This window comes from Rhodococcus sp. DN22 (assembly GCF_036669995.1).
Taxonomy (GTDB): Bacteria; Actinomycetota; Actinomycetes; order Mycobacteriales; family Mycobacteriaceae; genus Rhodococcus_F; species Rhodococcus_F erythropolis.
The window spans coordinates 4,005,775-4,031,784 of record NZ_CP133326.1; the positions used below are offsets into that span (position 1 = coordinate 4,005,775).

The 26,010-nt window shown below is 62.7% G+C and carries 21 protein-coding genes and 2 tRNA genes; 10 read left to right on the forward strand and 13 right to left on the reverse strand.

Annotated features, from left to right (window positions below; translation table 11 throughout):
• Window positions 1-12 precede the first annotated feature (12 nt).
• Together RA302_RS18250 and RA302_RS18255 are read right to left on the reverse strand one after the other, a co-directional pair.
• Window positions 13-627: a GNAT family N-acetyltransferase gene (locus tag RA302_RS18250; protein WP_030536638.1), complete on the reverse strand. Its 615-nt coding sequence runs from the start codon at window positions 625-627 to the stop codon at window positions 13-15.
• Window positions 628-690: 63 nt separating this feature from the next.
• Window positions 691-1,698, reverse strand: coding sequence for an iron-siderophore ABC transporter substrate-binding protein (locus RA302_RS18255; RefSeq protein WP_030536639.1), 1,008 nt, complete (start codon window positions 1,696-1,698; stop codon window positions 691-693).
• A gap of 121 nt (window positions 1,699-1,819) precedes the next feature.
• Here RA302_RS18255 and RA302_RS18260 point away from each other — a divergent pair, with 121 nt between their 5' ends.
• Together RA302_RS18260 and fdhD are read left to right on the forward strand one after the other, a co-directional pair.
• A complete protein-coding gene (locus tag RA302_RS18260) occupies window positions 1,820-4,129 on the forward strand; it encodes an FdhF/YdeP family oxidoreductase (RefSeq protein WP_338477413.1) in 2,310 nt (769 codons plus the stop codon).
• A 1-nt stretch (window position 4,130) separates the two neighbouring features.
• Window positions 4,131-5,000 (forward strand): formate dehydrogenase accessory sulfurtransferase FdhD, encoded by an 870-nt coding sequence (gene fdhD, locus RA302_RS18265; RefSeq protein ID WP_030536641.1) that lies wholly within the window; start codon window positions 4,131-4,133, stop codon window positions 4,998-5,000.
• Here fdhD and RA302_RS18270 read toward each other — a convergent pair.
• The 3 genes from RA302_RS18270 to aroQ are packed head-to-tail and all read right to left on the reverse strand — an operon-like array spanning window position 4,951 to window position 8,188.
• Window positions 4,951-6,864: a TIM barrel protein gene (locus RA302_RS18270; protein WP_338477416.1), complete on the reverse strand. Its 1,914-nt coding sequence runs from the start codon at window positions 6,862-6,864 to the stop codon at window positions 4,951-4,953. The genes fdhD and RA302_RS18270 overlap by 50 nt on opposite strands.
• Entirely contained in the window at window positions 6,861-7,739 is an 879-nt protein-coding gene (locus RA302_RS18275; protein ID WP_030536643.1) for a shikimate dehydrogenase, read from the reverse strand. The genes RA302_RS18270 and RA302_RS18275 overlap by 4 nt, the downstream gene beginning before the upstream one ends.
• On the reverse strand, window positions 7,739-8,188 hold the full coding sequence (aroQ, locus tag RA302_RS18280) for a type II 3-dehydroquinate dehydratase (RefSeq protein WP_030536644.1): 450 nt from the start codon (window positions 8,186-8,188) through the stop codon (window positions 7,739-7,741). Before aroQ ends, RA302_RS18275 begins: the two co-directional genes overlap by 1 nt.
• A 127-nt stretch (window positions 8,189-8,315) precedes the next feature.
• On the opposite strand from aroQ, the gene RA302_RS18285 reads away from it, so the two are divergent.
• The 3 genes from RA302_RS18285 to RA302_RS18295 all read left to right on the forward strand — a co-directional run bounded on the left by RA302_RS18285 (window position 8,316) and on the right by RA302_RS18295 (window position 12,812).
• Window positions 8,316-8,990, forward strand: a complete 675-nt coding sequence (locus tag RA302_RS18285; RefSeq protein WP_019749082.1) for a TetR family transcriptional regulator — start codon at window positions 8,316-8,318, stop codon at window positions 8,988-8,990.
• A 71-nt stretch (window positions 8,991-9,061) separates the two neighbouring features.
• Window positions 9,062-11,284 (forward strand): glycoside hydrolase family 3 C-terminal domain-containing protein, encoded by a 2,223-nt coding sequence (locus RA302_RS18290; protein WP_030536645.1) that lies wholly within the window; start codon window positions 9,062-9,064, stop codon window positions 11,282-11,284.
• A gap of 190 nt (window positions 11,285-11,474) precedes the next feature.
• Window positions 11,475-12,812, forward strand: coding sequence for an MFS transporter (locus tag RA302_RS18295; RefSeq protein ID WP_003944496.1), 1,338 nt, complete (start codon window positions 11,475-11,477; stop codon window positions 12,810-12,812).
• Window positions 12,813-12,912: 100 nt separating this feature from the next.
• Here the strand turns inward: RA302_RS18295 and clpX are convergent, their stop codons facing one another.
• From clpX to RA302_RS18320, 5 genes are all read right to left on the reverse strand, one after another.
• Window positions 12,913-14,193, reverse strand: a complete 1,281-nt coding sequence (clpX, locus tag RA302_RS18300; protein ID WP_003944582.1) for an ATP-dependent Clp protease ATP-binding subunit ClpX — start codon at window positions 14,191-14,193, stop codon at window positions 12,913-12,915.
• Window positions 14,194-14,525: 332 nt separating this feature from the next.
• A complete protein-coding gene (locus RA302_RS18305) occupies window positions 14,526-15,188 on the reverse strand; it encodes an ATP-dependent Clp protease proteolytic subunit (protein ID WP_003944539.1) in 663 nt (220 codons plus the stop codon).
• A 48-nt stretch (window positions 15,189-15,236) separates the two neighbouring features.
• Window positions 15,237-15,824 carry an ATP-dependent Clp protease proteolytic subunit gene (locus tag RA302_RS18310; protein ID WP_007730960.1) on the reverse strand — a complete coding sequence of 196 codons (588 nt, stop codon included), beginning with the start codon at window positions 15,822-15,824 and terminating at the stop codon, window positions 15,237-15,239.
• Between the two features lie 216 nt (window positions 15,825-16,040).
• Window positions 16,041-17,414: a trigger factor gene (gene tig / locus RA302_RS18315; protein ID WP_007730958.1), complete on the reverse strand. Its 1,374-nt coding sequence runs from the start codon at window positions 17,412-17,414 to the stop codon at window positions 16,041-16,043.
• A 115-nt stretch (window positions 17,415-17,529) separates the two neighbouring features.
• Window positions 17,530-17,603 (reverse strand) — tRNA-Pro (locus RA302_RS18320).
• Window positions 17,604-17,999: 396 nt separating this feature from the next.
• On the opposite strand from RA302_RS18320, the gene RA302_RS18325 reads away from it, so the two are divergent.
• Both RA302_RS18325 and RA302_RS18330 read left to right on the forward strand, forming a co-directional pair.
• Window positions 18,000-18,073 (forward strand) — tRNA-Gly (locus tag RA302_RS18325).
• Window positions 18,074-18,266: 193 nt separating this feature from the next.
• The gene (locus RA302_RS18330; protein ID WP_064444263.1) at window positions 18,267-19,037 is read left to right on the forward strand and encodes a hypothetical protein; all 771 of its coding nucleotides are present in this window, start codon (window positions 18,267-18,269) and stop codon (window positions 19,035-19,037) included.
• Here RA302_RS18330 and RA302_RS18335 read toward each other — a convergent pair.
• Together RA302_RS18335 and RA302_RS18340 are read right to left on the reverse strand one after the other, a co-directional pair.
• Window positions 19,034-19,831, reverse strand: coding sequence for a DNA-formamidopyrimidine glycosylase family protein (locus tag RA302_RS18335; RefSeq protein WP_338477425.1), 798 nt, complete (start codon window positions 19,829-19,831; stop codon window positions 19,034-19,036). The genes RA302_RS18330 and RA302_RS18335 overlap by 4 nt on opposite strands.
• A 15-nt stretch (window positions 19,832-19,846) precedes the next feature.
• On the reverse strand, window positions 19,847-20,320 hold the full coding sequence (locus tag RA302_RS18340; RefSeq protein ID WP_003944571.1) for a ribose-5-phosphate isomerase: 474 nt from the start codon (window positions 20,318-20,320) through the stop codon (window positions 19,847-19,849).
• A gap of 100 nt (window positions 20,321-20,420) precedes the next feature.
• Between RA302_RS18340 and RA302_RS18345 the strand changes: the two genes are divergently transcribed.
• A complete protein-coding gene (locus RA302_RS18345; protein WP_042923839.1) occupies window positions 20,421-21,299 on the forward strand; it encodes a M48 family metallopeptidase in 879 nt (292 codons plus the stop codon).
• Here the strand turns inward: RA302_RS18345 and RA302_RS18350 are convergent.
• Window positions 21,287-21,910 carry a DsbA family protein gene (locus RA302_RS18350; RefSeq protein ID WP_338477428.1) on the reverse strand — a complete coding sequence of 208 codons (624 nt, stop codon included), beginning with the start codon at window positions 21,908-21,910 and terminating at the stop codon, window positions 21,287-21,289. The two genes, RA302_RS18345 and RA302_RS18350, sit on opposite strands and share 13 nt — an antisense overlap.
• Window positions 21,911-22,076: 166 nt before the next feature.
• On the opposite strand from RA302_RS18350, the gene RA302_RS18355 reads away from it, so the two are divergent.
• Entirely contained in the window at window positions 22,077-23,312 is a 1,236-nt protein-coding gene (locus RA302_RS18355; RefSeq protein ID WP_054187689.1) for an FAD-dependent oxidoreductase, read from the forward strand.
• A gap of 65 nt (window positions 23,313-23,377) precedes the next feature.
• Window positions 23,378-25,957 carry an aminopeptidase N gene (gene pepN, locus RA302_RS18360; protein WP_070161371.1) on the forward strand — a complete coding sequence of 860 codons (2,580 nt, stop codon included), beginning with the start codon at window positions 23,378-23,380 and terminating at the stop codon, window positions 25,955-25,957.
• The last annotated feature ends 53 nt before the right edge of the window (window positions 25,958-26,010 follow it).

Genomic DNA, 26,010 nt, shown 5'->3' on the forward strand with positions numbered 1-26,010 from the left:
CACTAGTTCGTATCACGCGCCCCGCGGTTGACGCATCATTGCGTAGATCGTCGGCCCGCCGCCTGGCATGACGATGTCACGGGTCACTTCGAAACCGAAGCGGTTGTAGTACGGGATGTTCGATTCCTTGCTGCTCTCGAGGTAAGCGTCGACATGTTCACGGTCACAACGCTCCAACCGAGAGTTCAGTAGCGCTTTGCCGTATCCCCCACCGCGCGCCGCGCTGCCGGTCCCGACGGTCGCGAGATACCAGTGCGGCGAATTCGGGTGTGCTCCTTCGAGAACGGAGCTGACCTCGGCCGCGTGTCGTAGCCCCCTGCCGAAGACACGCACCATTGCGGGCAGGCTCACGAGCCCGGAAATCCACGACTGCTTCCACCGCCCCGGCGGATCCCACAGCGTTGCCCCGCCGATCAGGCCGTTGTCGTCGGTGGCCACCTCGACGCCGCCCCCGGCGAGGTGGTGGTAACGAGCTTCTGCGGCAAACAGTTTCGTCAGGCGATCAGCCCTGGTGGCCTCGTCCGGCAACATCCACGCCATCAAGGGATCATCTTCGAACGCCTCGGCCAACACTGCCGACAGTGCCGGAATATCGGATCGGACAGCCGGCCGTACGTGTACACCCATGAGGCGAGAGTACCGCCGACTGTCCGAATCACTGGACTTTGAACAGCGCTGTCCTTGAACCGATCAGACGAGCAAGCCCGCAATCCGCGGCGGAATCTGTTCGAGCGCGTACGGCAAGCTCAGTACGGTGCTCCACGTCATGGCTTCGGCAGCAGCGTCTTCCAGAATGATCGCGCGGCCGTCCTTCACGACGTCGAGTTCCTGGTAGATCGGGGTCTTGTCCAGCTCCGCGCGAAGCTTGTCGCCGTAGCCGCCACCGGCGTACCAGACGAGTACGTCGACGTCCGCGAGCGAGAGTTGCTCGGTGCTGATCTCGGCGAAGTTACCCGTGATCTGATCGGTGACAGGCGGATTCACGAATCCGAGTTCGGTGAAGAACCGCACCTTCGGGTCTTCCGGTCCGTAGACCCCGAACTGCCCCGGCCCCTTCAACGCGCCGACCAGAACGGTCTTGCCGGCAAACGCCGGATTGGCCGTCTTCACGTCGGCAAACTTCTGGTCGACGCCGGCGATCAGCTCGGTGGCCTTACCCTGCTGCCCCAACGCTTCGCCGATGATGGTCGTCTGGTTCTGCCAGGGGATTCCGTAATCCGCGAACTCCTTGGGCTGCGCCACCGTCGGTGCAATGGCACTGAGTTTGTCGTATTGCGCCTGAGTGAGCCCGGAGTAGGTGCCGACAATCAGGTCGGGTGTCGTGGCAGCGACCTTCTCCATCTGAATGGTGGTGCCCGCGGTTCCGATGATCTCGGGAGTCGCCCCGTTCAGCAGCGGCTGCGCCCAGGGCCACACGCCGTAGGGGTAATCGCCGTACCAGTCGAAGGTTCCGACCAAGGTCCCACCGAGCGCCAGGATCGCATCTTGATCGTTGTATCCGACACTGACGATCCGCTGCGGATCCTTGGGCAACTCCGTAGCCCCGAACTTGTGGGTGATCGATTCCGCAGAGTCACCGCTGGGAGGTGTGTCCTCGTCGTTCGAACTGGAGCAGGCTGCGGCGAATGCCAGCAACGCTCCCGACGTGCCGATCAGAAATCCGCGCCGGGTCAGCCGACCTGCGTCCGTTCGATCCATGTTCCTACCCCTTAAAGTCTGCTGGTTCGGTAGGTAAGGCTAGCCGATGAAAGCTTCATTCCGGCTAGTTCGACCGGCCCATTCGATGGCAGTACCGCGCCGTTCGGGCCACTATGGAGACATGACGCGCCAGGGCCCCTCGAAGGACATCGACGAATCGGATCTCGAAGTCACGCACCCCAAGGACTACGCCGCCGGAGTTCCGGCCGTTCTGGTGTCGCTGCAACGAGGAATCGAGCAGATGGGAGCCTTGCGGACCGCCCGAACGCTCACCAGACTCAACCAACGCCACGGCTTCGACTGCCCGGGGTGTGCGTGGCCGGAGACTCCCGGACATCGCAAGCCCGCCGAATTCTGCGAGAACGGAGCGAAGGCTGTTGCCGAGGAAGCAACGCTTCGCACCGTCACACCCGAATTCTTCGCGGAGCACTCGATCGCCGATCTCGATGGCAAGACCGACTACTGGCTCGGACAGCAGGGGCGACTGACGCACCCGATGGTCCTGACGCCGGGAGCAACCCATTACCGGCCGATCGACTGGGACGGCGCGTACGCACTGATCGCCGAACATCTGAACGGCCTCGCATCGCCGGACGAAGCGGTGTTCTACACCTCCGGTCGCACGTCCAACGAAGCCGCGTTTCTCTACCAGTTGATGATTCGCAGCTACGGCACCAACAACATGCCCGACTGTTCCAACATGTGTCACGAGTCGTCCGGAAGCGCACTGACCGAATCCATCGGCATCGGCAAAGGCTCGGTGACGGTTCCCGACCTCGAGAACGCCGATCTCATCCTCATCGCCGGACAGAACCCCGGCACCAACCACCCTCGAATGCTCTCCACACTCGAGAAGGCAAAGAGCAACGGCGCCAAGATCATTGCCATCAATCCTCTGCCCGAGGCGGGATTGCGCAGGTTCAAGGATCCACAGAAGGTGTCCGGCGTGATCGGGCACGGAGTCGACATCGCGGACGAGTTCCTGCAGATCAGACTGGGCGGCGACATGGCGCTGTTCCAAGGCCTGGGGAAGCTGCTGCTCGCGCAGGAAGATCGCGCTCCCGGGACGGTCGTCGACCGTGCCTTCGTCGACCGGTACTGCGCCGGTTGGGACGAATACGAGAAGCACATCCGCGCGGTCGATCTCGAGACGGTACTCGAGGCAACGGGTCTGTCGATGGCACAGCTCGAGGAAACGGCGGCCGCACTTGCCCGATCCGAGCGAACCGTCACCTGCTGGGCCATGGGGATCACTCAGCACACACACGGAGTCGCCACCATCGAAGAAGCAGTCAACCTGCTGCTCATGCGTGGAATGATGGGCAAACCCGGTGCCGGCGTTTGTCCGGTGCGAGGACACTCCAATGTCCAGGGTGACCGCACGATGGGCATCTGGGAAAAGATGCCGGAAGAGTTCCTGGCCGCGCTCGACACCGAGTTCTCGATCTCGAGTCCCCGCAAGCACGGATGGGACACCGTCGACGCGATCCGCGCCATGAACGCAGGCAAGGCAAGCTTCTTCATGGCGATGGGCGGCAACTTCATCCAGGCAAGCCCGGACACCGCAGCGACCGAAACAGCGTTGCGTCAATGCGAACTCACCGTGCAGGTGTCCACCAAGCTGAACCGCAGTCACGTGGTCCACGGGCAGACCGCGATCATCCTCCCCACCCTCGGACGCACCGACCTCGACGTCCAAGCCGGCGGAAAGCAGCTTGTCTCCGTGGAGGATTCGATGTCCATGGTGCACCTGTCGCGCGGACGCCTCACACCGGTCAGCCCCTACCTGCGTAGCGAAGTCGCCATCATCTGCCAACTCGCCCGCGAACTACTCGGCAACGATCACTCCGTCCGCTGGTCGGCCTTCGAGGGCAACTACGACCTGATCCGCGATTCCATCTCACGGGTAGTGCCAGGCTGCGAAAACTACAACTCCCGCGTTCGAGAGCCAGACGGATTCCAACTCCCCCACCCGCCGCGTGACTCGCGTGAGTTCCGCACGCACACCGGCAAAGCCAACTTCGGCGTGAACGACCTGCACTGGATACCCACTCCGAGTGGGCGCCTGATTCTGCAGACGATGCGCAGCCACGACCAGTACAACACCACGATCTACGGCCTCGACGACAGATACCGCGGCATCAAGGGCGGACGCAAAGTCATCCTCGTCAACGCCGAAGACATCACCGCGCTCGGATTCCGTGACGGCGATCTCGTCGACATCGTGTCCGAGTGGACAACACCCGACGGCACACTCGAAGAGCGTCGGGTCACGGAATTCCGCATCGTCTCCTACGACACCCCGCGCGGCAATGCTGCGGCGTACTACCCGGAGACAAATCCGCTCGTTCCCCTCGAACACGTTGCGGCCAAGTCGAACACGCCGGTGTCGAAGGCCGTCACCGTTCGACTCGAAGCATCGGGCGCCTGAGATGGGACGAGTCACCGCACGAACACCGGTCGTTCGAATCTCGGGTGATCGGGTCGTCACGCGCCCCGACACGCTGGCCGTCGAGGAACCACTCGAAATGAGAGTGGGCGGTCAGGTGCTGGCAGTGACGATGCGGACCCCCGGCAACGACGTCGACCTCGTGCACGGATTCCTTCTCAGCGAAGGTGTCGTCGCCACCCGCGACGACGTGAGCGTCGTCCGCTACTGCGACGGCGTCGACGAATCCGGTGCGAACACGTACAACGTCCTCGACATCGCTCTCGCTCCCGGAGTGCCGTTGCCCGACCACACCACCGATCGGAACACCGTCGTCAGTTCCGCGTGTGGCGTGTGCGGCAAGACCTCGCTCGACGCCGTCCGAACCACGACGCGACATCCGCTGGTCGGTGACACGACTTCCGTCACCTCGACCATCCTGTCGGCCATGCCGGTCACACTGCGGGAGAGCCAACGGATCTTCGAGCGCACCGGTGGCCTGCACGCGGCCGGATTGTTCACCGCCACCGGCGAACTCCTGGCACTGCGCGAGGATGTCGGCCGTCACAACGCCGTCGACAAGGTGATCGGTTGGGCCATCACCGACGGCCGAGTGCCCCTCTACGACACGATCTTGATCGTCAGCGGGCGGGCGTCGTTCGAACTCGTCCAGAAGGCCGTCATGGCCGGCATTCCGATCCTCGGTGCTGTCTCCGCGCCGTCGTCGCTGGCCGTGGAACTAGCGCAGGAGTCCGGGCTGACTCTCGCCGGTTTCATCCGCGGCGATTCGATGAACGTCTACTCGCACCCGCACCGAGTCGAGGTCACGTCGAACTCGCACGCAACTGAGCCGACAGTCGCACAGCGGAGTTGACTTCCCCGTAGCCCTCGTATCCACCCACCCGCTGCACGACCTCGAAGAACAGGTCTCCCCCGACGGTCGGGGTGAACAGGTGGAAGAACTCGCCGTGAGCGTCCGCGTCGTAAAGAATTCCGGTGCTGCGCATCCGGTCGAGCAGTTCCGGATTCAGTCCGAAACGCGCGTCCAGATCGTCGTAGTAGTTCGGGGAAATGGGTAGCGGAGCAAATCCCCAGTCCTGCATGGACGCAGCGGCACCGAAGATGTTCTCACACGCGAAGGCGACGTGGCTGACGCCGCCGCGACGGACCGTCGGCAGCCCACTTCGACTTCCCTCCACCATGTTCAGCGAGATGCGCAGGGTATGTCCGTCACCGCCTTGAACGAGCGTGAGCGCCTGGCTTCGCATGAGGCCGACAGAATCGGTGACGTCCTGCCCCTCGTGTGGTTGCATCTCGAACACGGACCGCAGGAGCAGCATGATGCCGTCCCAGCTCTCGGCCGGAACCGCCAGTGCCACGTGGTCGATCCCGGTGAACACTGCGCCCTGTTCACGATTGCGCTCGGCGGGCAGCGGGTAGATCTCGAATGCCGATTCCCACGCTGCAGCGCTGCCGGGGCCACGAAGGTCGATCGATGTCGCATCGGTGACCTTCAGGCGTACGACGTCCGGTACCTCGGAGTTCTCGTCGCTCGACCCCGGCAACTGCACGCGCGTCGCCGGCACTTCGAGAGCCAGAGCGCGCTCTCCCCACACCTCGGGTTCGGTTGCCCGGATGCCGATCTGAGTGAGAACCGGTAGATCCGCAGGCAGCCCGGGCGCCGTCCACACCGTGCCCGCAGTCGCATCCACGGCAACGGTGAGCGGTCCGTGCCGCCACAACTGCAAATCGTGATCGTGGTGCCGTCCGACAAGATGAAAACCGACGCGGGAGAGCATCGAGTGCACCTGGTCCTGTTTCGCCGGACCCGCCGCGATTCGCAGAGACACGATTCCTTCGAGCGGCGTGCGCTCCGGGGCGGTGAACAGCGTGGGTCCACCGGCGGCAGGGTTCGTGGCGGCGACCTGTTCTTCCAGATGCAGGAGCGACCGATGAGCGTCGATTGCCGTCCGCTGGGTGTCGGCGCGGCGGAATACGTCGTTGAAAATCTCGAGCGACCACGGTCCGTCGTAACCAGTGGCGTAGACATGCTGAGCGAACGCATTGAGATCGAAGCTGCCCTGCCCCGGGAAGTTTCGGTGATGCCGGCTCCACTGGAGGATGTCCATCGCCAAGAACGGAGCGTCCGCCAACTGGAGGAAGAAGATCTTCTCGCCGGGAATCTCGCGAATTCCGGCGGGATCGTCACCGCGCGAGAGGATGTGAAAGCTGTCCAGACAGGTACCGAGCGAAGGATGGTCGACGCCCTCGACGATCTGCCACGCATGGCCGTACGTGTTGACGTGGGCACCCCACGCGAGCGCCTCATAGGCAACCTTCTTGCCGTGCTCGGACGCCAGTTCGGCGAGAGCTCCGAATTGCTCTGTCAACTGACCGTCATCGTGACTTGCGGTCGGCAGGGGCGAGGAGCACACCAGGAGCGTCTCGCACCCCAGTTGATCCATGAGCTCGAATTTGCGTTGCACTCGAACAAGATTCCGAGCAAATTGGGCCTCGTCCACCGTGTCGAAGTCACGGAACGGCTGATACAGATCGAGGGTCAAGCCCAGATCCGCAGCCCTCGTTCGTAATTCCTTCGGGGACCACGGCGAAGCAACAAAATCCGGCTCGAACACCTCGAAGCCGTCGAAGCCGGCAGCAGCGATGGCGTCGAGCTTCTCCTCGAGAGTGCCACTGAGCGATACCGTCGCGATCGACGTCCGGACCGGGGCACTCACAGCGCTGCCGCAGTCTGTTCGCCGCGTACGAGTTCCGTCATGTGCGCGAGCATGCGCTTACTGTCGGGCTCGATGCCCGTGAAGATCCGGAACGCGTCGACGGCCTGGAAGACAGTCATTCCGCCTCCGCTGAGCGTCGGGGCTCCGATCAACCTTGCCTGACGCAACAGTTCGGTTTCGAGTGGACGGTAGACGATTTCGGCCACCCACAGATCAGGGCGAAGCAGATCTGGCGAGAATGCCATTCCGGGATGAGCCGCCATTCCCATCGGCGTCGCGTGGATCAATCCGTTTGCCTTGCCGAGCACTTCGGCGAGGTCGCTCGTGTGCCGCGCCTCGACAACCTGCGCCGGAAACTGCTGCGCGAAGGTTTGTGCAAGTTCCTGCGCGCGAGGCAGGCTCGAATCGACCAACGTCAGTGTCCCGACGCCACGGTTGAGCGCGGCATAGGCAACCGCCGCACCAGCTCCGCCGGCACCGAGCTGCACGACACGATCGAGCTGTGCTCCGGGAAGTCCGTCGTCGAAATTTCGGCCGAAGCCCGACCAATCGGTGTTGTGTCCGATCGCCTTGCCGGAGTCGAAGAGGACCGTGTTCACCGCTCCGAGCCGGCTCGCATCCGGCGAGAGCTCGTCGAGGTGCTCGATCACCAACTGCTTGCAAGGGTGAGTGATGTTGAGGCCGCGGAACCCGAAACGTCGTGCATAGGTGAGAAGTTCACCGATGTCCGACGGCGCCATCCCCATCGCATCGAGATCGAGGATGCGGTAAACGTACGGCAGGCCCTGTCTGCGCCCTTCCTCCTCGTGCATGATCGGAGTCAAGGAGGCTCCGATGCCGGTGCCGATCAGACCGCAGAGGATCGAATCACTCATCAGTTCTTCCCTTCTCGGACGCAGACGAATTCGACTGCGGCGCTGTAACCGTCGATTCCCAATCCGCAGATGACAGCGTCGGCGATCCCGGACACGTAGGAGTGGTGACGGAATTCTTCGCGGCCATGGATGTTGCTGATGTGCACCTCCACGACAGGGGCATCGAGTGTGACCAGAGCGTCACTCAACGCAATGGAGGTGTGCGAGTACCCACCGGGATTGATGACGATGCCCGCAACGTTTCCCCTGGCCTCGTGGATCCAATCGATCAGTTGGCCCTCGTGGTTCGACTGCTTTGCCTCGACCATCGCCCCGAACTTCTCGGCCGCCGCTACACAGCGGGAAACCACGTCGTCCAGCGTGTCTCTCCCGTAGAACTCCGGTTGGCGCTGGCCCAACAAATTCAAGTTGGGCCCGTTGAGGACCAGAACCGGTAGAGATGAAGTCATCAGGGGCACCTCGGGGTTGACGCTCGAAACTAATGTACGAACTAGTGAGTTAGTTCACTGGACGTTACTCCCCCGACGCGGACTCGACAAGCAAAGTCGACAAACTGCTGACAGATAGAGTGAGCACATGGTTTCCGAGCAGTCAGTGAACTCCGTGGTGTCGAAGCCGGAGAAACGACGCCGAAACAGCGATCTGACCAGGGTGAACATCATCGCCGTCGCCACCGAGGAGTTTGCCGACAAAGGCTTTGCCGGCGCCCGAGTGGACGAGATCGCAACCAAGACTCACACCACCAAGCGCATGATCTACTACTACTTCACCGACAAGGAAGGGCTGTACAAGTCCGTCCTCGAGCATGCGTACAGCGTCATTCGCGCACAGGAACGCGAACTCGACCTCGAGGGGTTGAACCCCACCGCAGCGGTCCGCGCCTTGGCCGAACTCACCTTCGACCACCACGAACAACACCCGAACTTCATTCGGCTGGTAGCCAACGAGAACATGCTCCGCGGTGAGCACATCGAGAAATCCGAGCTACTCAGCGGTCTCGGCGCCCCCGCCGCCGACCTGGTCTCGCAGATCCTCCACGACGGACAGCAGTCGGGAGCATTCCGCTCCGACGTAGATGCTCTCGATATTCACATGTTGATCAGCAGTTACTGCGTCTTTCGTATCGCCAATCGTTACACCTTCAAAGCGCTCTTCGACCGCGATCTGACCGACTCGACGCATCGTGAGCATCTTCGAACAATGCTCGGCGACATGGTTGTTGCGTTCTTGACCTCGAAGGCGCCGTCCTGACCCACCCCGAAGTCCGAAAAATCCCCCTACGGTGGTGAGTGGAACTCACAGCTGCCACCGGGAGGAATGACGTGACCGAGAATTACGTAGACGGGCTTTCACTCGAGGAGAAGGCGTCGTTGACGTCGGGCTCGGATTTCTGGCACAGCCAGTCCGTTCCCGGAATCGAATCGATACTCCTGACCGACGGTCCGCACGGAGTCCGGAAACAACCCGAGGGCGGCGATGCACTCGGACTCGGCCACAGCGTTCCAGCGACATGTTTCCCACCGGCGGTCGGGTTGGGCTCGTCGTGGAACCTCGACCTCATCCGCCAGGTCGGTGAGGCTCTGGGCGACGAGGCCAAAGCTGAACAGGTCTCGGTCCTCCTCGGCCCAGGCATCAACATCAAACGATCACCCTTGTGTGGCAGGAATTTCGAATACGTCTCCGAGGACCCATTCCTCTCCGGCCGCGTCGCGGCAGCCCTGATCACCGGCATCCAGTCTCGCGGCGTCGGAACCTCGCTCAAGCACTTCGCTGCCAACAACCAAGAACACGACCGGATGAGAGTCAGTGCCGACGTCGACGAACGGACACTGCGCGAGATCTATCTGGCCGGCTTCGAATACGCCGTCAAGACCGCGGCCCCGACGACGGTCATGTGCTCGTACAACAAGATCAACGGTGTGTACTCGAGCCAGAACCATTGGCTGCTCACCGAGGTACTCCGCGAACAGTGGGGCTTCGACGGCCTCGTCGTTTCGGACTGGGGAGCGGTCAACGACCGCGTGGCGGCACTCGCCGCGGGCCTCGACCTGGAAATGCCGCCGACCGGAACCGATACCCAGATCGTCGACGCCGTGCGCGGCGGCGACCTGGACGAATCAGTGCTCACCACTGCCGCCGAGCGCCTGGCGACGCTGGTGGCACGCACCGCCGCCGCGCGCACCGAAGGCCACACGTACGACGTCGAGCGTCACCACGAACTGGCACGGACCGCTGCAGCGGAGTCCGCTGTCTTGCTGGCCAACGACGGAGAACTACTGCCGCTGACCCCCGGCGGGCAAACCGTCGCGGTGATCGGCGAATTCGCGTGCAGCCCGCGGTACCAGGGAGCCGGCAGTTCACAGGTGGTCCCGACCAAGCTCGACAATGCCTTGGACGCGATCCTCGACCTCGAAGGCGCCGACCGCGTCACTTTCGCACCGGGCTTCACCTTCGACGGCACTCCGGACGACGACATGGTCACCGAGGCTGTCGACGCCGCACGCCGCGCCGACGTCGCGGTGCTGTTCCTCGGACTACCGTCCGCCACGGAATCCGAAGGATTCGACCGAACCGACATCGAACTGCCGGCTGACCAGATCGCCCTGCTGGAAGCGGTCCACGGCGCGAACCCGAACACGGTCGTCGTGCTCGCCAACGGCGGTGTGGTTTCGATCGAGCCTTGGAAGGATCATGCCGCCGCAATCCTCGAGGGCTGGCTACTCGGCCAGGCGGGCGGCTCGGCGATTGCCGATCTTCTGTTCGGCATCACGAGTCCGTCCGGCCGCCTGACGGAGACCATTCCGCTTCGCCTCCAAGACAATCCGTCGTATCTGCATTTCCCGGGATCACAGCAGCACGTCCGCTACGGCGAAGGCCTGTACGTGGGATACCGCTACTACGACTCCGCGCTGCGCGAAGTGGCGTACCCGTTCGGGTTCGGGCTGAGCTACACCACCTTCGACATCACCGATACCTCCGTCGAGGCCGGTGAGAACTCCGCCGAAGTGACCGTCACCGTGCGCAACAGCGGCGACCGATCGGGCAGCAGCGTCGTTCAGGTCTACGTCCACGACGCCTCGGCAAGCATCGATCGACCCGCGCAGGAATTGAAAGGCTTTGCCAAGGTCCACCTCGACCCCGACGAATCCGCGACTGTGACCATCACGCTCGACAGCAGGGCATTTGCCTATTGGTCTGTCACGGAAAAGGACTGGGCGATCGAGGCCGGCGACTACGAGATCCGCGTCGGCTTCTCGTCTCGGGACATCGCAACCACCGACACGATCACCCTGGCCGGGAACGTCGGCGTCGGCACGCTCGACGCCATGTCGACCATCGGCGAATGGCTCGCCCATCCGGTCGGCAGCGCAGTTCTCGGCGCCGCCATGGCTGCCGCAGCGGGCGACGGTGCACAGGCGGTCAGCCCCGAGATGATGGCACTCGCAGGCTCGATGCCGCTCGGAAAACTCGCCACCTTCGGCCTCGGGATCACCGAGGAACAGGTGGAGCAGTTGGTGGCGGCCGCAGCACAGCCGGCCTCCTAACTCTCTGAACTGCGGTTTCGACGAGCAGCGTGACCGCCAGTAGATTTTTATGAACTATTTGGTTAATAATCTTGTGTAGTTGCTGTGGCGTCGGTTACATTCCTTGTATCGCTCTCCGCACAGACGTTATTGATACGAACACAATCGGCGGATGTAGAGCCTCCACGACGCTTCCACCCAGGAGATGAGCATGTCAGCTAGCACGGTTACACCGTCCGGGCCCGAGGCGGGATCCTTGGCAAGGCCGGATACGACCAAGGTCAAGCGCGCCGCAACGTCGTCGTTTCTCGGCAGCATGCTCGAGTACTACGACTTCTACATCTACGCCTCCGCCGCTGCGCTCATCTTCCCCACGGTGTTCTTCCCGGACAGCGGGCATGCGGCTCTACTTTCGCTGGCCACCTTCGGTGTCGCGTACGTCGCGCGTCCCCTCGGCGCTGTAGTCCTCGGCCATTTCGGTGACCGCGTCGGCCGCAAGAAGATCATGCTGCTCACGCTCATTCTGATGGGCGCAGCCACCTTCCTCATCGGATGTATTCCCAGCGCAGATTCGATCGGAGTTCTTGCACCGATCCTTCTTGTCCTGATGAGAATCGCCCAGGGCATCTCCGCCGCGGGTGAACAGAGCGGTGCCAGCTCACTGACGCTCGAACACGCCCCCGAAGGCCGACGCGCGTTCTTCTGCAGTTGGACCCTCAACGGCACCCAGGCCGGCTTCATCCTCGCCAGCCTCGTATTCCTGCCCATCGCCGCGCTCCCCGACGACATCCTTTACACGTGGGGTTGGCGAATCCCGTTCTGGGGCAGCCTGATCGTTCTGGTCGCGGCATACATCATGCGTCTCAAGCTCGAAGAGCCCGAAGAGTTCACCGAGCAGCAGGAATCCAAGACCGTCGCCAAATTGCCTGTTGCCGATCTTCTTCGCACCCACAGCGCAAATCTGATTCGCGTGATCTGCTGCGCTTTCATCGCCGTCGTCTCGACCATCTTCTCCGTCTTCGGTCTCGCTTTCGCCACCACCGAAGAAGTGGGGATTCCGAAGTCGACCATGCTCTGGGTTGCCATCGCAGCCAACGCCGTAGCCCTGCTCAGTCAGCCCGCCTGGGCGATGCTCTCCGACCGGATCGGTCGCAGGCCGTTGTTCATCGGTGGCGCCCTCGGTAGCGCGGTGTTCATCTACGTGTACTTCGGCGCAATCGCCAGCGGCAACGTTCCCCTGATCTTCCTCGCCGCAATCGGATTGATGTCCGTCTTCTACGCTGCCCCGAATGCCATCTGGCCGTCGTTCTACTCCGAGATGTTCAACACCAAGGTCCGCTACTCGGGCATTGCGATCGGCACCCAGGTCGGCTTCGCCCTCGCAGGCTTTGCCCCCGCCATCGGCAACGCCCTCATGGGCGGCGACAAGACACACTGGATGCCCGTTGCCATTCTGACTTCGGTGGCCTGCGTCATCTGCGCGATCTCGGCGTTCACCGCCAAGGAGACGTTCCGCACCCCCCTCAAGGAGCTCGGCAACCCGATCTAGCCGACCACCCCACAGACACCCTGCACGAACCACTGTGTTACACGAACCACTGTGGCCCGGCATCTCGCGAGAGATACCGGGCCACAGTCGTTTTGAAGTTCTACGCCGTCTTGTCGCGACGCTCGCCACGTTCCGGCTTACGCGGAACGATGGTCGGAAGTACGTTGTCGTTGACGGTCTCCGCGGTGACGACCACCTTTTCGACGTCGTCACGGCTGGGAATGTCGTACATCACGGGAAGAAGAACCTCTTCCATGATGGCGCGCAGGCCACGAGCGCCGGTTCCACGCAAGATCGCCTGATCGGCGATAGCGTCGAGCGCTTCTTCGGTGAACTCGAGTTCGACGCCGTCCATGTCGAACAGGCGACGGTACTGCTTGACGAGAGCGTTCTTGGGCTCCGACAAGATCTGAACGAGCGATTCCTTGTCGAGGTTGGTCACCGACGCGATCATCGGCAAACGGCCGATGAACTCGGGAATCAGACCGAACTTGATCAAATCCTCCGGCATGACCTCGGCGAAACGATCGACCGTATCCAGTTCGGCCTTCGACCGAACCTCGGCGCCGAAACCGATACCGCGCTTGCCGACACGATCGGAGACGATCCGCTCGAGACCTGCGAAAGCGCCCGCGACGATGAACAGCACGTTCGTGGTGTCGATCTGAATGAATTCCTGGTGCGGATGCTTACGGCCACCCTGCGGCGGGACGCTCGCCTGCGTACCTTCGAGGATCTTCAGCAACGCCTGCTGAACGCCTTCGCCGGAGACGTCACGCGTGATCGACGGGTTCTCGCTCTTACGGGCGATCTTGTCGACCTCGTCGATGTAGATGATTCCGGTCTCGGCGCGCTTGACGTCGTAGTCGGCAGCCTGAATCAGTTTGAGCAGAATGTTCTCGACGTCCTCACCGACGTAACCGGCCTCGGTCAACGCCGTCGCGTCAGCGATGGCGAACGGGACGTTGAGCATCTTCGCGAGAGTCTGAGCGAGATACGTCTTGCCGCAGCCAGTGGGGCCGAGCATCAAGATGTTGGATTTCGCGAGCTCAACCGTCTCACCCCGCGCATCACGGCCCTTGTCGCCGGCCTGAATGCGCTTGTAGTGGTTGTAGACGGCCACGGCCAACGTCCGCTTGGCGGAGTCCTGACCGATGACGTAGTTCTCGAGGAATTCTCGGATCTCCGCAGGCTTGGGAAGCTCGTCGAGCTTGACCTCGCTCGATTCGGCCAATTCCTCTTCGATGATCTCGTTGCAGAGGTCGATGCACTCGTCGCAGATGTACACCCCGGGTCCTGCAATGAGCTTTTTGACCTGCTTCTGACTCTTACCGCAGAAAGAGCACTTGAGCAGATCCCCGCCGTCGCCGATGCGTGCCATCTCGTGAGGTCCCTACTTTCCATCATGTACGTGCACTCGCCGCCACTCGATCGGTCGAGACGCTCCGCAGTACTTCGGTAGTTGTCAGATCAGACAAACTGATCGAACAAATCTGGTCGAACAATCGCAGAACGCCGGTCGAGAACCAGCCCGTGAAGTGACGGTACCCGCAGATCCCGAACGGGGTCGACCTGTTCTCGGCGTTTCGCCTGCGGATAAAAAAGAAAAGAGTCGAGATTTCAGCCTGGCAAGCGCTCCACCAGGCACTTCTCGACGTGTCCGCCTCGTGTCGGGAATCGGGATACAGGTCCTCGACACGAGGCGGAAATCGACTACTTCTGTGCGCTGAGCTTCCGGTAAGCCAGCACGTCGTCGATGATGCCGTACTCCTTGGCCTGCTCGGCCGTGAGGATCTTGTCGCGATCGGTGTCGACGCGGATGGTCTCCGGATCCTTACCCGTGTGCAGCGACAGCGTGCTCTCCATGAGCCGACGCATACGCTCGATCTCCGCAGCCTGGATCTCCAGATCGGAAACCTGACCCTGGATGCCGCCCGTAGCCGGCTGGTGGATCAGAATGCGCGAGTTGGGGAGCGCGAAGCGCTTGCCCGGCGTACCGCCGGCCAGAAGCACGGCAGCTGCCGAAGCAGCCTGACCGAGGCAGACGGTGGAAATGTCGGCACGGACGTACTGCATCGTGTCGTAGATCGCCATCAGCGCGGTGAAAGAACCACCGGGCGAGTTGATGTACATCGTGATGTCGCGGTCCGGATCCTGCGATTCGAGAACCAGCAACTGCGCCATGAGGTCGTTGGCGGACACGTCGTCGACCTGCGAGCCGAGGAAGATGATGCGCTCCTCGAACAGCTTGTTGTACGGGTCGGACGTCTTGACGCCGTAGCTGGTCTGCTCCGTGAACTGGGGCAGGATGTAACGCGATTGGGGGCCCGACGGCGCCTGGCCGCCCAGCGAGTTAGCTCCGAAAAGATTGGTCATCAGTTCTCCAAAGTATGAATTGGGCAGCGAAAGGATGGGCGAACCGGCTCAGTTGCCGGTGCCGCCGGCCTGATTCGCACGGGAGACGACGTGGTCGACGAAGCCGTACTCGAGAGCTTCCTTCGCCGTGAACCAACGGTCACGATCGGAGTCCGCGGTGATCTGCTCGACCGTCTGGCCGGTGTGCTGAGCAATCAGCTCGGCCATTTCGCGCTTGGTGTGCTTGAACTGCTCGGCCATGATCGCGATGTCACTGGCGGAACCACCGATGCCGGCGGACGGCTGGTGCATCATGATGCGGGCGTGAGGCAGCGCGTAGCGCTTGCCCTTGGTGCCTGCCGAGAGCAGGAACTGACCCATCGACGCCGCAAGGCCCATGCCGAAGGTGGCGATGTCGCACTCGGCGAACTGCATCGTGTCGAAGATCGCCATACCTGCGGTCACGGATCCACCGGGCGAGTTGATGTAGAGCGAGATGTCTCGCGTCGGGTCCTCGGCCGAGAGCAGCAGGATCTGTGCGCACAGCTTGTTGGCGATGTCGTCGTCGACCTGGGTACCGAGGAAAATGATGCGCTCTCGCAGCAAGCGCTCGTACACCGAGTCGCTGAGGTTCAACCCAGCGGTCGCTGAAGTCATGGCGGGACTCTGCAAAGTCTCCAGGTGATTGGAAGTCACGGTACCTGCCTTCTATGTGGATCTACTTGTGCGGTGGATCGTCTATGCGAAACACTTCTACTGACACAGACAGTAACGAAGTAGGGCGGCACCGGAGTCCCGGTGCCGCCCTACTTCGCTCAAAGCGGAAAACTCAGTGCAGTCGATCGTGGTGAAAACACCCGTCCGCCTGCGTTTTTACTTGTCTTCGCTCTCGGCGGAATCAGACTCGTCCGCTTCGGTTTCGGCCTCACTGCTGCCGAACAGCTCTGCGGTGTCGACAACTGCGCCGGAGGTGTCCTTGACACCGGCCGACTCGACGACGGACGCGAGAGCCTTGCCACGACGGACGTCTGCGAAGACGGCGCCGAGCTGGTTGGCCTGCTGGATCTGCTGGATGAACTGCTCAGGAGCCATGCCGTAACGCTGCGCCTGGAACAGGATGCGCTCGGTGAGCTCGTCCTGACCGACGGTGACGTTGCCCGCATCGGCAATCGAGTCGAGCAAGAGCTGCGTCTTGACGGAGCGCTCAGCGGCTTCCTGTGCATCCTTGTCGAACTCTTCGCGGCTGCTGCCCTGCTCTTCGAGGAGCTTGTTCAGTGCCTCTTCGTCGTGATCGAGACCGTGAACGGCGTCGTGCAGTGCAGCGTCGACCTCAGCCTTGACGACAGCCTCCGGCAACGGAACCTCGACGGTCTCGAGCAGCTGCTCGAGAACCTTGTCGCGGATCTGACCGGCCTGCTCGACCTTGCGGACGCGTGCGACGCGCTCACGGAGGTCAGCCTTCAGTTCTTCCAGGGTGTCGAACTCGCTGGCGAGCTGAGCGAACTCGTCGTCCTCAGCCGGAAGCTCGCGCTCCTTGACCGTCTGCACGGTCACGGTGACAACAGCTTCCTTGCCTGCGTACTCGCCGGCGACCAGCGTCGACGTGAAGTCCTTGGACTCCCCCGCCTTGAGGCCGATGATGGCTTCGTCGAGGCCCTCGATGAGCTGGCCCGAACCGACCTCGTGCGACAGTCCGCTCGCGGTTGCCTCGGCAACGTTCTCGCCGTCGACGGTGGCCGACAGATCGATGGAGACGAAGTCGCCGTCCTCGACTGCGCGGTCGACGCCGGTGAGGGTGCCGAAACGCTGACGCAGCGAAAGCAGCTGCTCTTCGATGGCTTCGTCGGTGATCTCGATCGGATCGACCTCGACGTTGATGGAGCTGAAGTCAGGGAGCTCGATCTCGGGGCGCACGTCGACCTCGGCGGTGAACTCGAGGAGCTCGCCGTCTTCGATCTTGGTGACCTCGATCTCGGGCTGGCCGATGGCCTTCACGCCGGCGCTGGTGACAGCCTCGGAGTAACGCGACGGCAGAGCGTCGTTGACGACCTGCTCGAGCACAGCGCCGCGACCGACACGCGCTTCGAGGAGGCGGGCCGGAGCCTTGCCGGGACGGAAGCCGGGGAGACGAATCTGCTGCGCGAGGGCCTTGTAGGCCTTGTCGAAATCAGACTTGAGTTCCGCGAAGGGCACCTCAACGTTGATACGGACTCGCGTCGGGCTGAGCTGCTCGACGGTGCTCTTCACGAAACTTCGCTCCTTCGTCTGGTCTTGCTCACAACTTGTGTTGAATCGGTACTGCTGTCTGGCGCGGCACTTCACTCCCGGACTTACTGGAGGTGAAGTGCCATGTACGTACTTGTCGGGATGACAGGATTTGAACCTGCGACCCTCCGCTCCCAAAGCGGATGCGCTACCAAGCTGCGCTACATCCCGTTTCCGATCACATGAAACACACGATACGGCCATCCGAGGCCACTAAGACAGCGGGCCACCAAGGGCAGCCACCATCGGTGACCGCGCACAACCCTATCGCGCTCACTACTCTCTCACGAACCCGACCGCCATTTGTACACGGCCCGGCTGTCGACCCCGTCAGTATGTCATCCGACGGCAGCCACATACAGCCTTGCCTCAACTGCCATTCAGAGCCGGAATCAGAAGCCGCGCCTGCGGCCGAGACACCCCGACTCGCCGAGCAATTCGCCAATTCCCCAGGTGAACGACGGTCTCGAACTTCTCCGACCCCCCGATTATGAAATCCGGTGGGGCATTGGGTACAGTTTCGTATCGCAGACGACGAACACGGCGATCCCGAGTTGTCGTATGCACGGGGATGTAGCTCAATGGTAGAGCCTCAGTCTTCCAAACTGATCACGCGGGTTCGATTCCCGTCATCCCCTCCATCAAGAGGGAAACTCCACAAAGATCCGCACCGGCCCAGCCGGTGCGGATCTTTTGTATTCCGACTTTGTCCACTCAGACCACCCCCCTGCGGTCCGTATCCTGGAGTTGTCCGGATCGATTCTGCTCGGGAGGCCACTCGTGACCACGATTCTTCTCATACTCGTCGTTCTGGCCGTAGTCGTATTTCTGGTCATGAAAAGCCAGCAACGCGGTTCCGGCCACAGCGCAACACAACTCGACGATGCGAAAGCCGATGCCCGGCAGGCGATCGAACGCCTCGGCGGTCAGGTCTACAACCTGACCGGCAGTGACGACGCGTCGCGCCAAGCCCTCGCCGACGCGGCCGAACGGTACAACGCCGCAGGCTCGCAGATCGATCAGGCCGCAACGCCGGTCCAAGCACGTCTCGCGAAACAGACTGCACTGGAAGGGCTTTACTACATCCGCGCGGCACGGGTGGCGATGGGCATGGATCCGGGACCGGAAGTTCCTTCCATCGACGGACAGAAGGCTGCCGGTTCGGTCACCGAAGACCGTGAGGTCGAATTCGAGGGCCGCAAGGTCGCCGCATCACCCAATCCGTCGTCGCACACACCCAACTACTACCCCGGTGGCCGAGTCGCCGGACGCCCGGTCCCGGCCGGCTGGTACTCCGAACCCTGGTGGAAGCCTGCACTCGTCGCCGGCGCCTGGGGTCTGGGTTCGATGATGCTGTTTTCGACCATGTTCTCCGGCATGGCCGGGGTTCCTTACGGCGCAGAGGCTTTCGCACAGGGCGGCGATTCCGGCGCCGATACAGGCTCCGGTGACTCGGGAGATCAGGGTATGGACGCCGGTGATCCCGGCGCCGACCAAGGAAGTATCGACAACACCGATTTCACCGCAGACGGTGGAGGCAGCGACTACGGGGACTTCGGAGGCGGCGATTTCGGTGGCGGCGACTTCGGAGGCTTCGACTTCTAAGCCGACTGACACACCGGGCACCAGAACAGGTTTCGTGCCTTCATGACGGAATGCAGGATCGGTGTGCCGCACACGCGGCACGGCGATCCTGCTCTTCTGTAGACATAGGTACGCGGACGATCCTTCGCGTACGCCGGATCTCCGTTGTCGTGCTCGGCGCGAACGACGTGCATCTTCCCCCGTCTGACGCCGACTTTCATCAATTCGACTAGGTCTGCCCACATGGCGGTCCACTCGCCGTGAGAGACGAGATTCCCCGGTCGTTCAGGGTTGATTCCGTGACGAAAGAGAAGTTCGGCGCGATAGACGTTGCCGACACCCGCCAGGACCGCCTGGTCCATCAGCAGGGCGCCGATTGCCGTCTTGGACTTGGAGATTCGCAACCAGGTCTTCTCTGGATCCGCGTCGCGGCGCAGTGGGTCCGGCCCGAGTCTGGCCTCGATCGCGGCGACCTGAGGAGGTAGCAGGACTTCGCAGGCGGTGGGACCACGAAGGTCGGTGCCGAAGTCGGCACCGACCATTCGCATCCGGACCTGGCCTACCGGTTCTTCCATCGGCAGGGCGGCGTCGGTGAACTTTCCGTACAACCCGAGGTGTACGTGAACTGTCAGACCGTTGTCGTACGTGTGCCAGAGGTGCATTCCCCAGGCATCCGAGGACGTGAGTACGTGTCCGTCCACCAGGCGCGCGTCCTCGGCGAATCTGCCTTGCGGACTGAGGACGCGGACCGGTGAACCGACGAACTTGCGGGCATGCAACCGTGCCAGCCGGTGCAGGGTATGACCTTCAGGCACGGAACAACTTTCGGATCAGGCTTGCGGCAGAGCCGGTGCGACGCCGGTCTTCTCGTACTCGGACAGGATGTCGATACGACGCTGGTGGCGCTCTTCACCCGACCATGCGGTGGCGAGGAAAGCGTCGACGATGGCAAGCGATTCCTCGAGGGAATGCATACGTCCGCCGATGCCGATCAGCTGAGCGTTGTTGTGCTCACGTGCCAGCTTCGCCGTTTCGACGCTCCAAGCGAGGGCGCACCGTGCGCCGGGAACCTTGTTCGCGGCGATCTGCTCGCCGTTGCCACTGCCACCCAGGACGATTCCCAGGCTGCCCTCGTCGGCGACGACGCGCTTTGCGGCTTCGATGCAGAAAGCCGGGTAGTCGTCCACGGCGTCGTACTCGTGAGCACCACAGTCGATGGCCTCGTGGCCGTTCGCTTTCAGGTGTTCGATGATCTCGTTCTTACGTTCGAATCCGGCATGGTCGGCACCCAGGTATACGCGCATGGCGACAATTCTCTCAGGCCCGACCAGCCGGGCGCACCCGGGTCGACGTCACACTTTCAGGAACAGGCATCGCCGCGCGAGCACACCTATCGTGGTGCCCATGTACCCCGTCAACGGCCAGGCCGCTGCACCCGCCGTTCGTGTGTCACCGGGCAGTGACGCCGTTCGCCACCCGTGGGAAATCCCGCTACTCGTGCTCGCGGTGCTGACGACGGTCGTCACTTATGTGGTGGCGATCGTTCTGATCGCTGCGGGTGATCTGTCGACGTGGATCCTCGTGGTGCTCGCGGCTCCGATCCTGCTGTTCCTCGCGCGAGGTCAGCTGTACGGATCGCAACAGGTCAACGGAATCAAGATGACGCCTTCACAGTTTCCGGAGGGGTATCAGCTGGTTGCCGAGGCTGCGGCACGGTTCGGCATGAAAACTCCGCCGGATGCCTACGTCGTGCTGGGGAACGGACGGATCAACGCGTTTGCGTCGGGGCACGGATTTCGCCGTTTCGTCGTCGTCTACAGCGACCTGTTCGAAGTCGGTGGGCAGGCACGCGAGCCCGATGCGCTCGCATTCATCATCGGCCACGAGGTCGGCCACATCGCTGCCGGGCATGCGTCGTACTGGCGCCAGTGGGGACAGTTCGCGTCGAACTACATTCCGGTGATCGGGTCTTCGCTGTCGCGTTCCATGGAGTACACGGCGGACAACTTCGGCTTTCACATGCGCCCTCAGGGTGCACCGGGCGCGATGGGCGTCCTCGGCGCGGGAAAGTATCTGGTGGGTCTGGTCGGGTTCGACGAACTGGCCGATCGGGCGACACTCGAATCCGGGTTCTTCCCGTGGTTCGTCAACATCTTGTCGTCGCATCCGGTGCTGACCTGGCGTGCGGCTGCGCTTCGCAACCGCACGCACTCAGGGCATCTGTTCTTCCGGCCGGGTCAGCTCTACCGAAATCCGGCGCTCACTGCCGCTCAGTCGAACTGAGGATCCTCGTTGCGGGTCCGCTTGAGCTCGAAGAAGTGGGGGTAGCCGGCCAGCGCGACTGCGCCGTCCCACACCTTGCCTGCGTCCTCGCCGCGCGGGATGCGTGAGAGCACGGGGCCGAAGAACGCCACACCGTTGACATGGATCGTCGGGGTTCCGACGTCGGGTCCGACGGCGTCCATGCCCTTGTCGTGGCTCTCGCGCAGAGCCTCGTCGTACTTGTCGGTGTCGGCGGCCTCGGCCAGTTCAGGTGGCAGGCCGACCTCGGCGAGGGACGACTTGATGACGTCGGCGAAGTCCTTGTTGCCCTCGTTGTGAATCTTCGTCCCCATCGCCGTGTACAGCGGCAGCAGGATCTCGTCACCCTTCAGCTGCGCTGCAGCGATGGCGACACGGACCGGGCCCCAGGCCTTGGTCATCATCTCCCGGTACTCGTCGGGAAGGTCACGGCCCTCGTTGAGAACCGCAAGGCTCATCACGTGGAACTTGGCCTCGATGTCGCGTACCTGCTGGGCCTCGAGAATCCAGCGTGAGGTGATCCAGCACCACGGGCAGAGCGGATCGAACCAGAAGTCAGCAGTGTCCGTGGTCTTGCTCGAGGTTGCGCTCACGAAGAAACTCCCTATCAGTTCATGTCGGTCAGGTCATATCAGTTCGGGGACATACTCCCGTTCTGCCAACAATCATGAACCCGCAATCCTTCCCGCGCTTTCCCCCGAACCACCTCCCGATCGCAGTAGTGTCGAAAAGAAACGAGTACGAAGGAGTGGTTCAGTAATGAGCACCAACCGGAGATTCGTGATCGTCGGCGGCGGGCTCGCGGGCGCAAAGATCGCAGAAGCCCTGCGTGACAGAGATTTCGACGGTGAGATCACCGTATTGAGTGAAGAAGACCACCTCCCGTACGAGCGTCCGCCGCTGTCGAAAGAGTTCTTCGCCGGCAAGAAGACACTCCCCGAATTCACCGTCCACGACGGCGAGTGGTTTCGCGACCATCGCGTCGATCTTCGCCCGGGAACGACGGCAACGGCCATCGACCCCGCTGCGCACACCGTGTCACTTCCGGACGGTTCCACGATCAGCTACGACAAGCTCGCCTTGGCCACCGGTTCGCGGTCGCGGCGCCTCGACATCCCGGGGTCCGACGCCGAGGGTGTTCACTACGTGCGAACAGTCGATCAGGCCGCCGCGCTGCTGCGCACCCTGGCCGCCGACAAGAAGCTCGTCGTGGTCGGTGCCGGCTGGATCGGCCTCGAAATTGCCGCGTCGGCTCGCGGTTTCGACGTCGAGGTCACCGTGCTCGAACATGCCGGCCTTCCGCTCGAATCGACCCTCGGCCCGGAAATGGGTGAGGTCTTCGCCGCGCTGCACCGCCAGAACGGGGTGGACTTACGCACCGGCACGGACGTCACCGCAATCTCTGTCGACGGCGGTCACGCCTCGGGTGTCACTTTGAGTGATGGAACCGTGATTCCGGCCGACGCCGTGTTGATCGCTGTCGGCGCATTGCCGAACACCGAGTTGGCATCGGAGGCGGGTATCGACGTCGAGAACGGGGTTCTCGTCGACGCCGGTCTGCAGAGCAGCGACCCCGACGTGGTCGCAGTGGGTGACATCGCGGCCGCACAGCATCCGATTCTGAATGCACGAATTCGGGTGGAGCACTGGGCAAACGCACTCAACCAACCCGAGACGGCCGCAGAGACCATGTTGGGACGGCCTGCCGAGTACGTCCGCATGCCGTATTTCTTCACCGATCAGTACGACCTCGGAATGGAATACGTAGGTCACGCACCGCACGGCGGCTACTCCCGTGTCGTCACTCGCGGCGACGTCGACAAGCGCGAGTTCCTGGCATTCTGGCTCGATTCCGCGAACAAGGTGCTCGCCGGCATGAACGTGAACATCTGGGATGCCGGTGACGCCATCAAGGAATTGGTCGCGTCTTCGCGTCCCGTCGATCCGGAGCGGTTGGCCGATCCGGAGATTCCGCTGGCAGAAGTGTCCGCTTGAGTGAAGTCGTTCTCTTCGTGATGGGATGGACGTAATAGATCCGCACCATCTACGAGGAGATCTTTGTGGTCGCACCGAACCTGACACGCGAAACCGCAGCGCAACGGTCAGCAATCCTGACCGTCGAGAACTACCTGATCGAACTCGATCTCACCGACGGCAAAGACGCACCCGGCGAGGAGACGTTCTCCTCGAAGACCACCGTCACGTTCACCGCCACGGCCGGAGCAAGCAGCTTCATCGACATCGTCGCGGCCAGAGTCCATTCCGCGGTCCTCAACGGCACCGCGCTCGACGTCTCCGGCTACGACGAGTCGACGGGCATCAGCCTGCCTGATCTCGCTGCCGACAACGAGTTGGTCATCGAGGCCGATTGCATCTACTCCCACACCGGCGAGGGACTGCACCGATTCGTCGACCCGACCGATGACTCCGTCTACCTCTATTCACAGTTCGAGACGGCCGACGCCAAGCGCATGTTCGCGTGCTTCGATCAGCCTGATCTCAAGGCCACGTTCGACGTCCGCGTCACCGCTCCCACGTCGTGGAAGGTCATCTCCAACTCCGCGGTCGTCGAGACCCTCGCCGCCGATCCCGGCAAGCACGTCTTCCGGACCACCCCGAAGATGAGCACGTACCTGGTGGCGCTCATCGCCGGTCCCTACGCGCAATGGACCGACAACTACTCCGACGAGCACGGCGACATCCCGCTCGGAATCTTCTGCCGCGCTTCGCTGGCCGAGTTCATGGACGAGGAGCGACTGTTCACCGAGACCAAGCAGGGATTCGACTTCTATCACCGCAACTTCGGTGTTCCCTATGCTTTCGGCAAGTACGACCAGCTCTTCGTCCCCGAATTCAATGCCGGCGCGATGGAGAATGCCGGCGCCGTGACATTCCTCGAGGACTACGTCTTCCGCTCCAAGGTGACCCGCTACTCGTACGAGCGTCGTGCCGAAACGGTCCTGCACGAAATGGCGCACATGTGGTTCGGCGACCTCGTCACGATGGCGTGGTGGGACGACCTGTGGCTCAACGAGTCGTTCGCGACCTTCGCTTCGGTCCTGTGCCAGACCGAGGCCACGGAGTACACGAACGCCTGGACGACGTTCGCCAACGTCGAGAAGTCGTGGGCGTACCGCCAGGACCAGTTGCCGTCGACGCACCCGATTGCCGCGGACATTCCGGACCTGGCCGCCGTCGAGGTGAACTTCGACGGCATCACGTACGCGAAGGGCGCCAGCGTCCTCAAGCAGTTGGTGGCATACGTCGGACTCGAGCCGTTCCTCGCCGGACTGCGTGAGTACTTCCGTGAGCACGCATTCGGAAACGCAACCTTCGACGATCTGCTGGGCTCACTCGAAAAGTCCTCGGGCCGTGACCTTTCCGACTGGGGTCGGCAGTGGCTCAAGACCACCGGTTTGAACATCCTGCGCCCCGACTTCGATGTCGACGCAGACGGAAAGTTCACCCGCTTCGCCGTCCTGCAGGACGGTGCTGCACCAGGCGCCGGCGAGCGGCGAATCCACCGGATCGCCATCGGCATCTACGACGACGTCGACGGCAAGTTGGTACGAAGCCATCGCGTCGAACTCGACCTCGATGCTGTGGAAAGCACGGATGTCCCCGAACTTGTCGGCGTCGCCCGCGGTGCACTCGTGTTGGTCAACGACGACGATCTCACCTACGGCTCCGTGCGACTCGATCCCGAATCGTTGGCGACGGCGATCGAGCGGGTCGGCGACATTACCGACTCACTCCCCCGCACCCTGGTCTGGTCGGCGGCGTGGGAAATGACCCGTCAAGCCGAACTGAAGGCACGCGACTTCGTCGCGCTGGTCGAGCGCGGCATCAGTTCGGAGACCGAAGTCGGTGTGGTGCAACGTCTCTTGCTCCAAGCCCAAACCGCCATCGGCTCCTACGCAGATCCGGCCTGGGCCGAGGCCGAAGGCGCGGCGAGCTTCGCCAATCGGTTGCTCGAACTCGCACGTGAGGCAGAGGCCGGGTCCGACCACCAGCTGGCATTCGTCAACGCACTCACCGGCGCAGCACTCTCCCCGTGGCACACCGAGGTACTGCGCGAATTGCTCGACGCCGATCCCTCCACCGTTGGGCTCGACGGCCTGATCGTCGACACGGACCTGCGCTGGCGCATCGTCGGGGCACTCGCGGCCGCCGGTGAGATCGACGCCGAAGGAACCGCAACTCCATTCATCGACGCCGAAGCTCAGCGTGACCCGACCGCTGCGGGCGCTCGTCAAGCCGCGGCGGCCGCGGCCGGACGTCCGCAGGCCGCTGTCAAGGAAGAGGTTTGGGCGAAGGTCGTCGGCGACGACTCCGTGCCCAACATCACCGCGCGATCGATCATCGGCGGGTTCGCTCGCGAAGGCCAGGACGAATTGCTCGAGCCCTTCGTCTCCCGCTACTTCGCCGATATCGCGGCGGTGTGGGAACGACGCTCGAGCGAAGTGGCACAGACGGTCGTCATCGGGCTGTACCCGTCGTGGTCGATCTCGGACGAATCCGTAGCGGCAGCAGACCGGTTCCTCGAAGGCGACATCCCTCCCGCGTTGCGTCGCCTGGTCGTCGAAGGCCAGGCCGGCGTGGTTCGTTCACTCGCAGCACGAAAGTTCGACGCGAGGTGACATGCGAAAGGCCGGTGCCCGCGTCGATTCTCACGAATCGACGCGGGCACCGG

Excerpts from the sequence above, each read along its gene's own strand:
- aroQ (WP_030536644.1), bottom strand. The coding sequence starts at position 8,188 with ATGACTTCATCTCTACCGGTTCTGGTCCTCAACGGGCCCAACTTGAAT.
- clpX (WP_003944582.1), bottom strand. The coding sequence starts at position 14,193 with ATGGCACGCATCGGCGACGGCGGGGATCTGCTCAAGTGCTCTTTCTGC.
- RA302_RS18285 (WP_019749082.1), top strand. The coding sequence starts at position 8,316 with ATGGTTTCCGAGCAGTCAGTGAACTCCGTGGTGTCGAAGCCGGAGAAA.
- RA302_RS18255 (WP_030536639.1), bottom strand. The coding sequence starts at position 1,698 with ATGGATCGAACGGACGCAGGTCGGCTGACCCGGCGCGGATTTCTGATC.
- RA302_RS18295 (WP_003944496.1), top strand. The coding sequence starts at position 11,475 with ATGTCAGCTAGCACGGTTACACCGTCCGGGCCCGAGGCGGGATCCTTG.
- fdhD (WP_030536641.1), top strand. The coding sequence starts at position 4,131 with ATGGGACGAGTCACCGCACGAACACCGGTCGTTCGAATCTCGGGTGAT.
- RA302_RS18310 (WP_007730960.1), bottom strand. The coding sequence starts at position 15,824 with ATGACTTCAGCGACCGCTGGGTTGAACCTCAGCGACTCGGTGTACGAG.
- RA302_RS18275 (WP_030536643.1), bottom strand. The coding sequence starts at position 7,739 with ATGAGTGATTCGATCCTCTGCGGTCTGATCGGCACCGGCATCGGAGCC.
- RA302_RS18260 (WP_338477413.1), top strand. The coding sequence starts at position 1,820 with ATGACGCGCCAGGGCCCCTCGAAGGACATCGACGAATCGGATCTCGAA.
- RA302_RS18345 (WP_042923839.1), top strand. The coding sequence starts at position 20,421 with ATGTACCCCGTCAACGGCCAGGCCGCTGCACCCGCCGTTCGTGTGTCA.
- RA302_RS18330 (WP_064444263.1), top strand. The coding sequence starts at position 18,267 with ATGAAAAGCCAGCAACGCGGTTCCGGCCACAGCGCAACACAACTCGAC.
- RA302_RS18340 (WP_003944571.1), bottom strand. The coding sequence starts at position 20,320 with ATGCGCGTATACCTGGGTGCCGACCATGCCGGATTCGAACGTAAGAAC.
- RA302_RS18355 (WP_054187689.1), top strand. The coding sequence starts at position 22,077 with ATGAGCACCAACCGGAGATTCGTGATCGTCGGCGGCGGGCTCGCGGGC.
- RA302_RS18250 (WP_030536638.1), bottom strand. The coding sequence starts at position 627 with ATGGGTGTACACGTACGGCCGGCTGTCCGATCCGATATTCCGGCACTG.
- RA302_RS18305 (WP_003944539.1), bottom strand. The coding sequence starts at position 15,188 with ATGACCAATCTTTTCGGAGCTAACTCGCTGGGCGGCCAGGCGCCGTCG.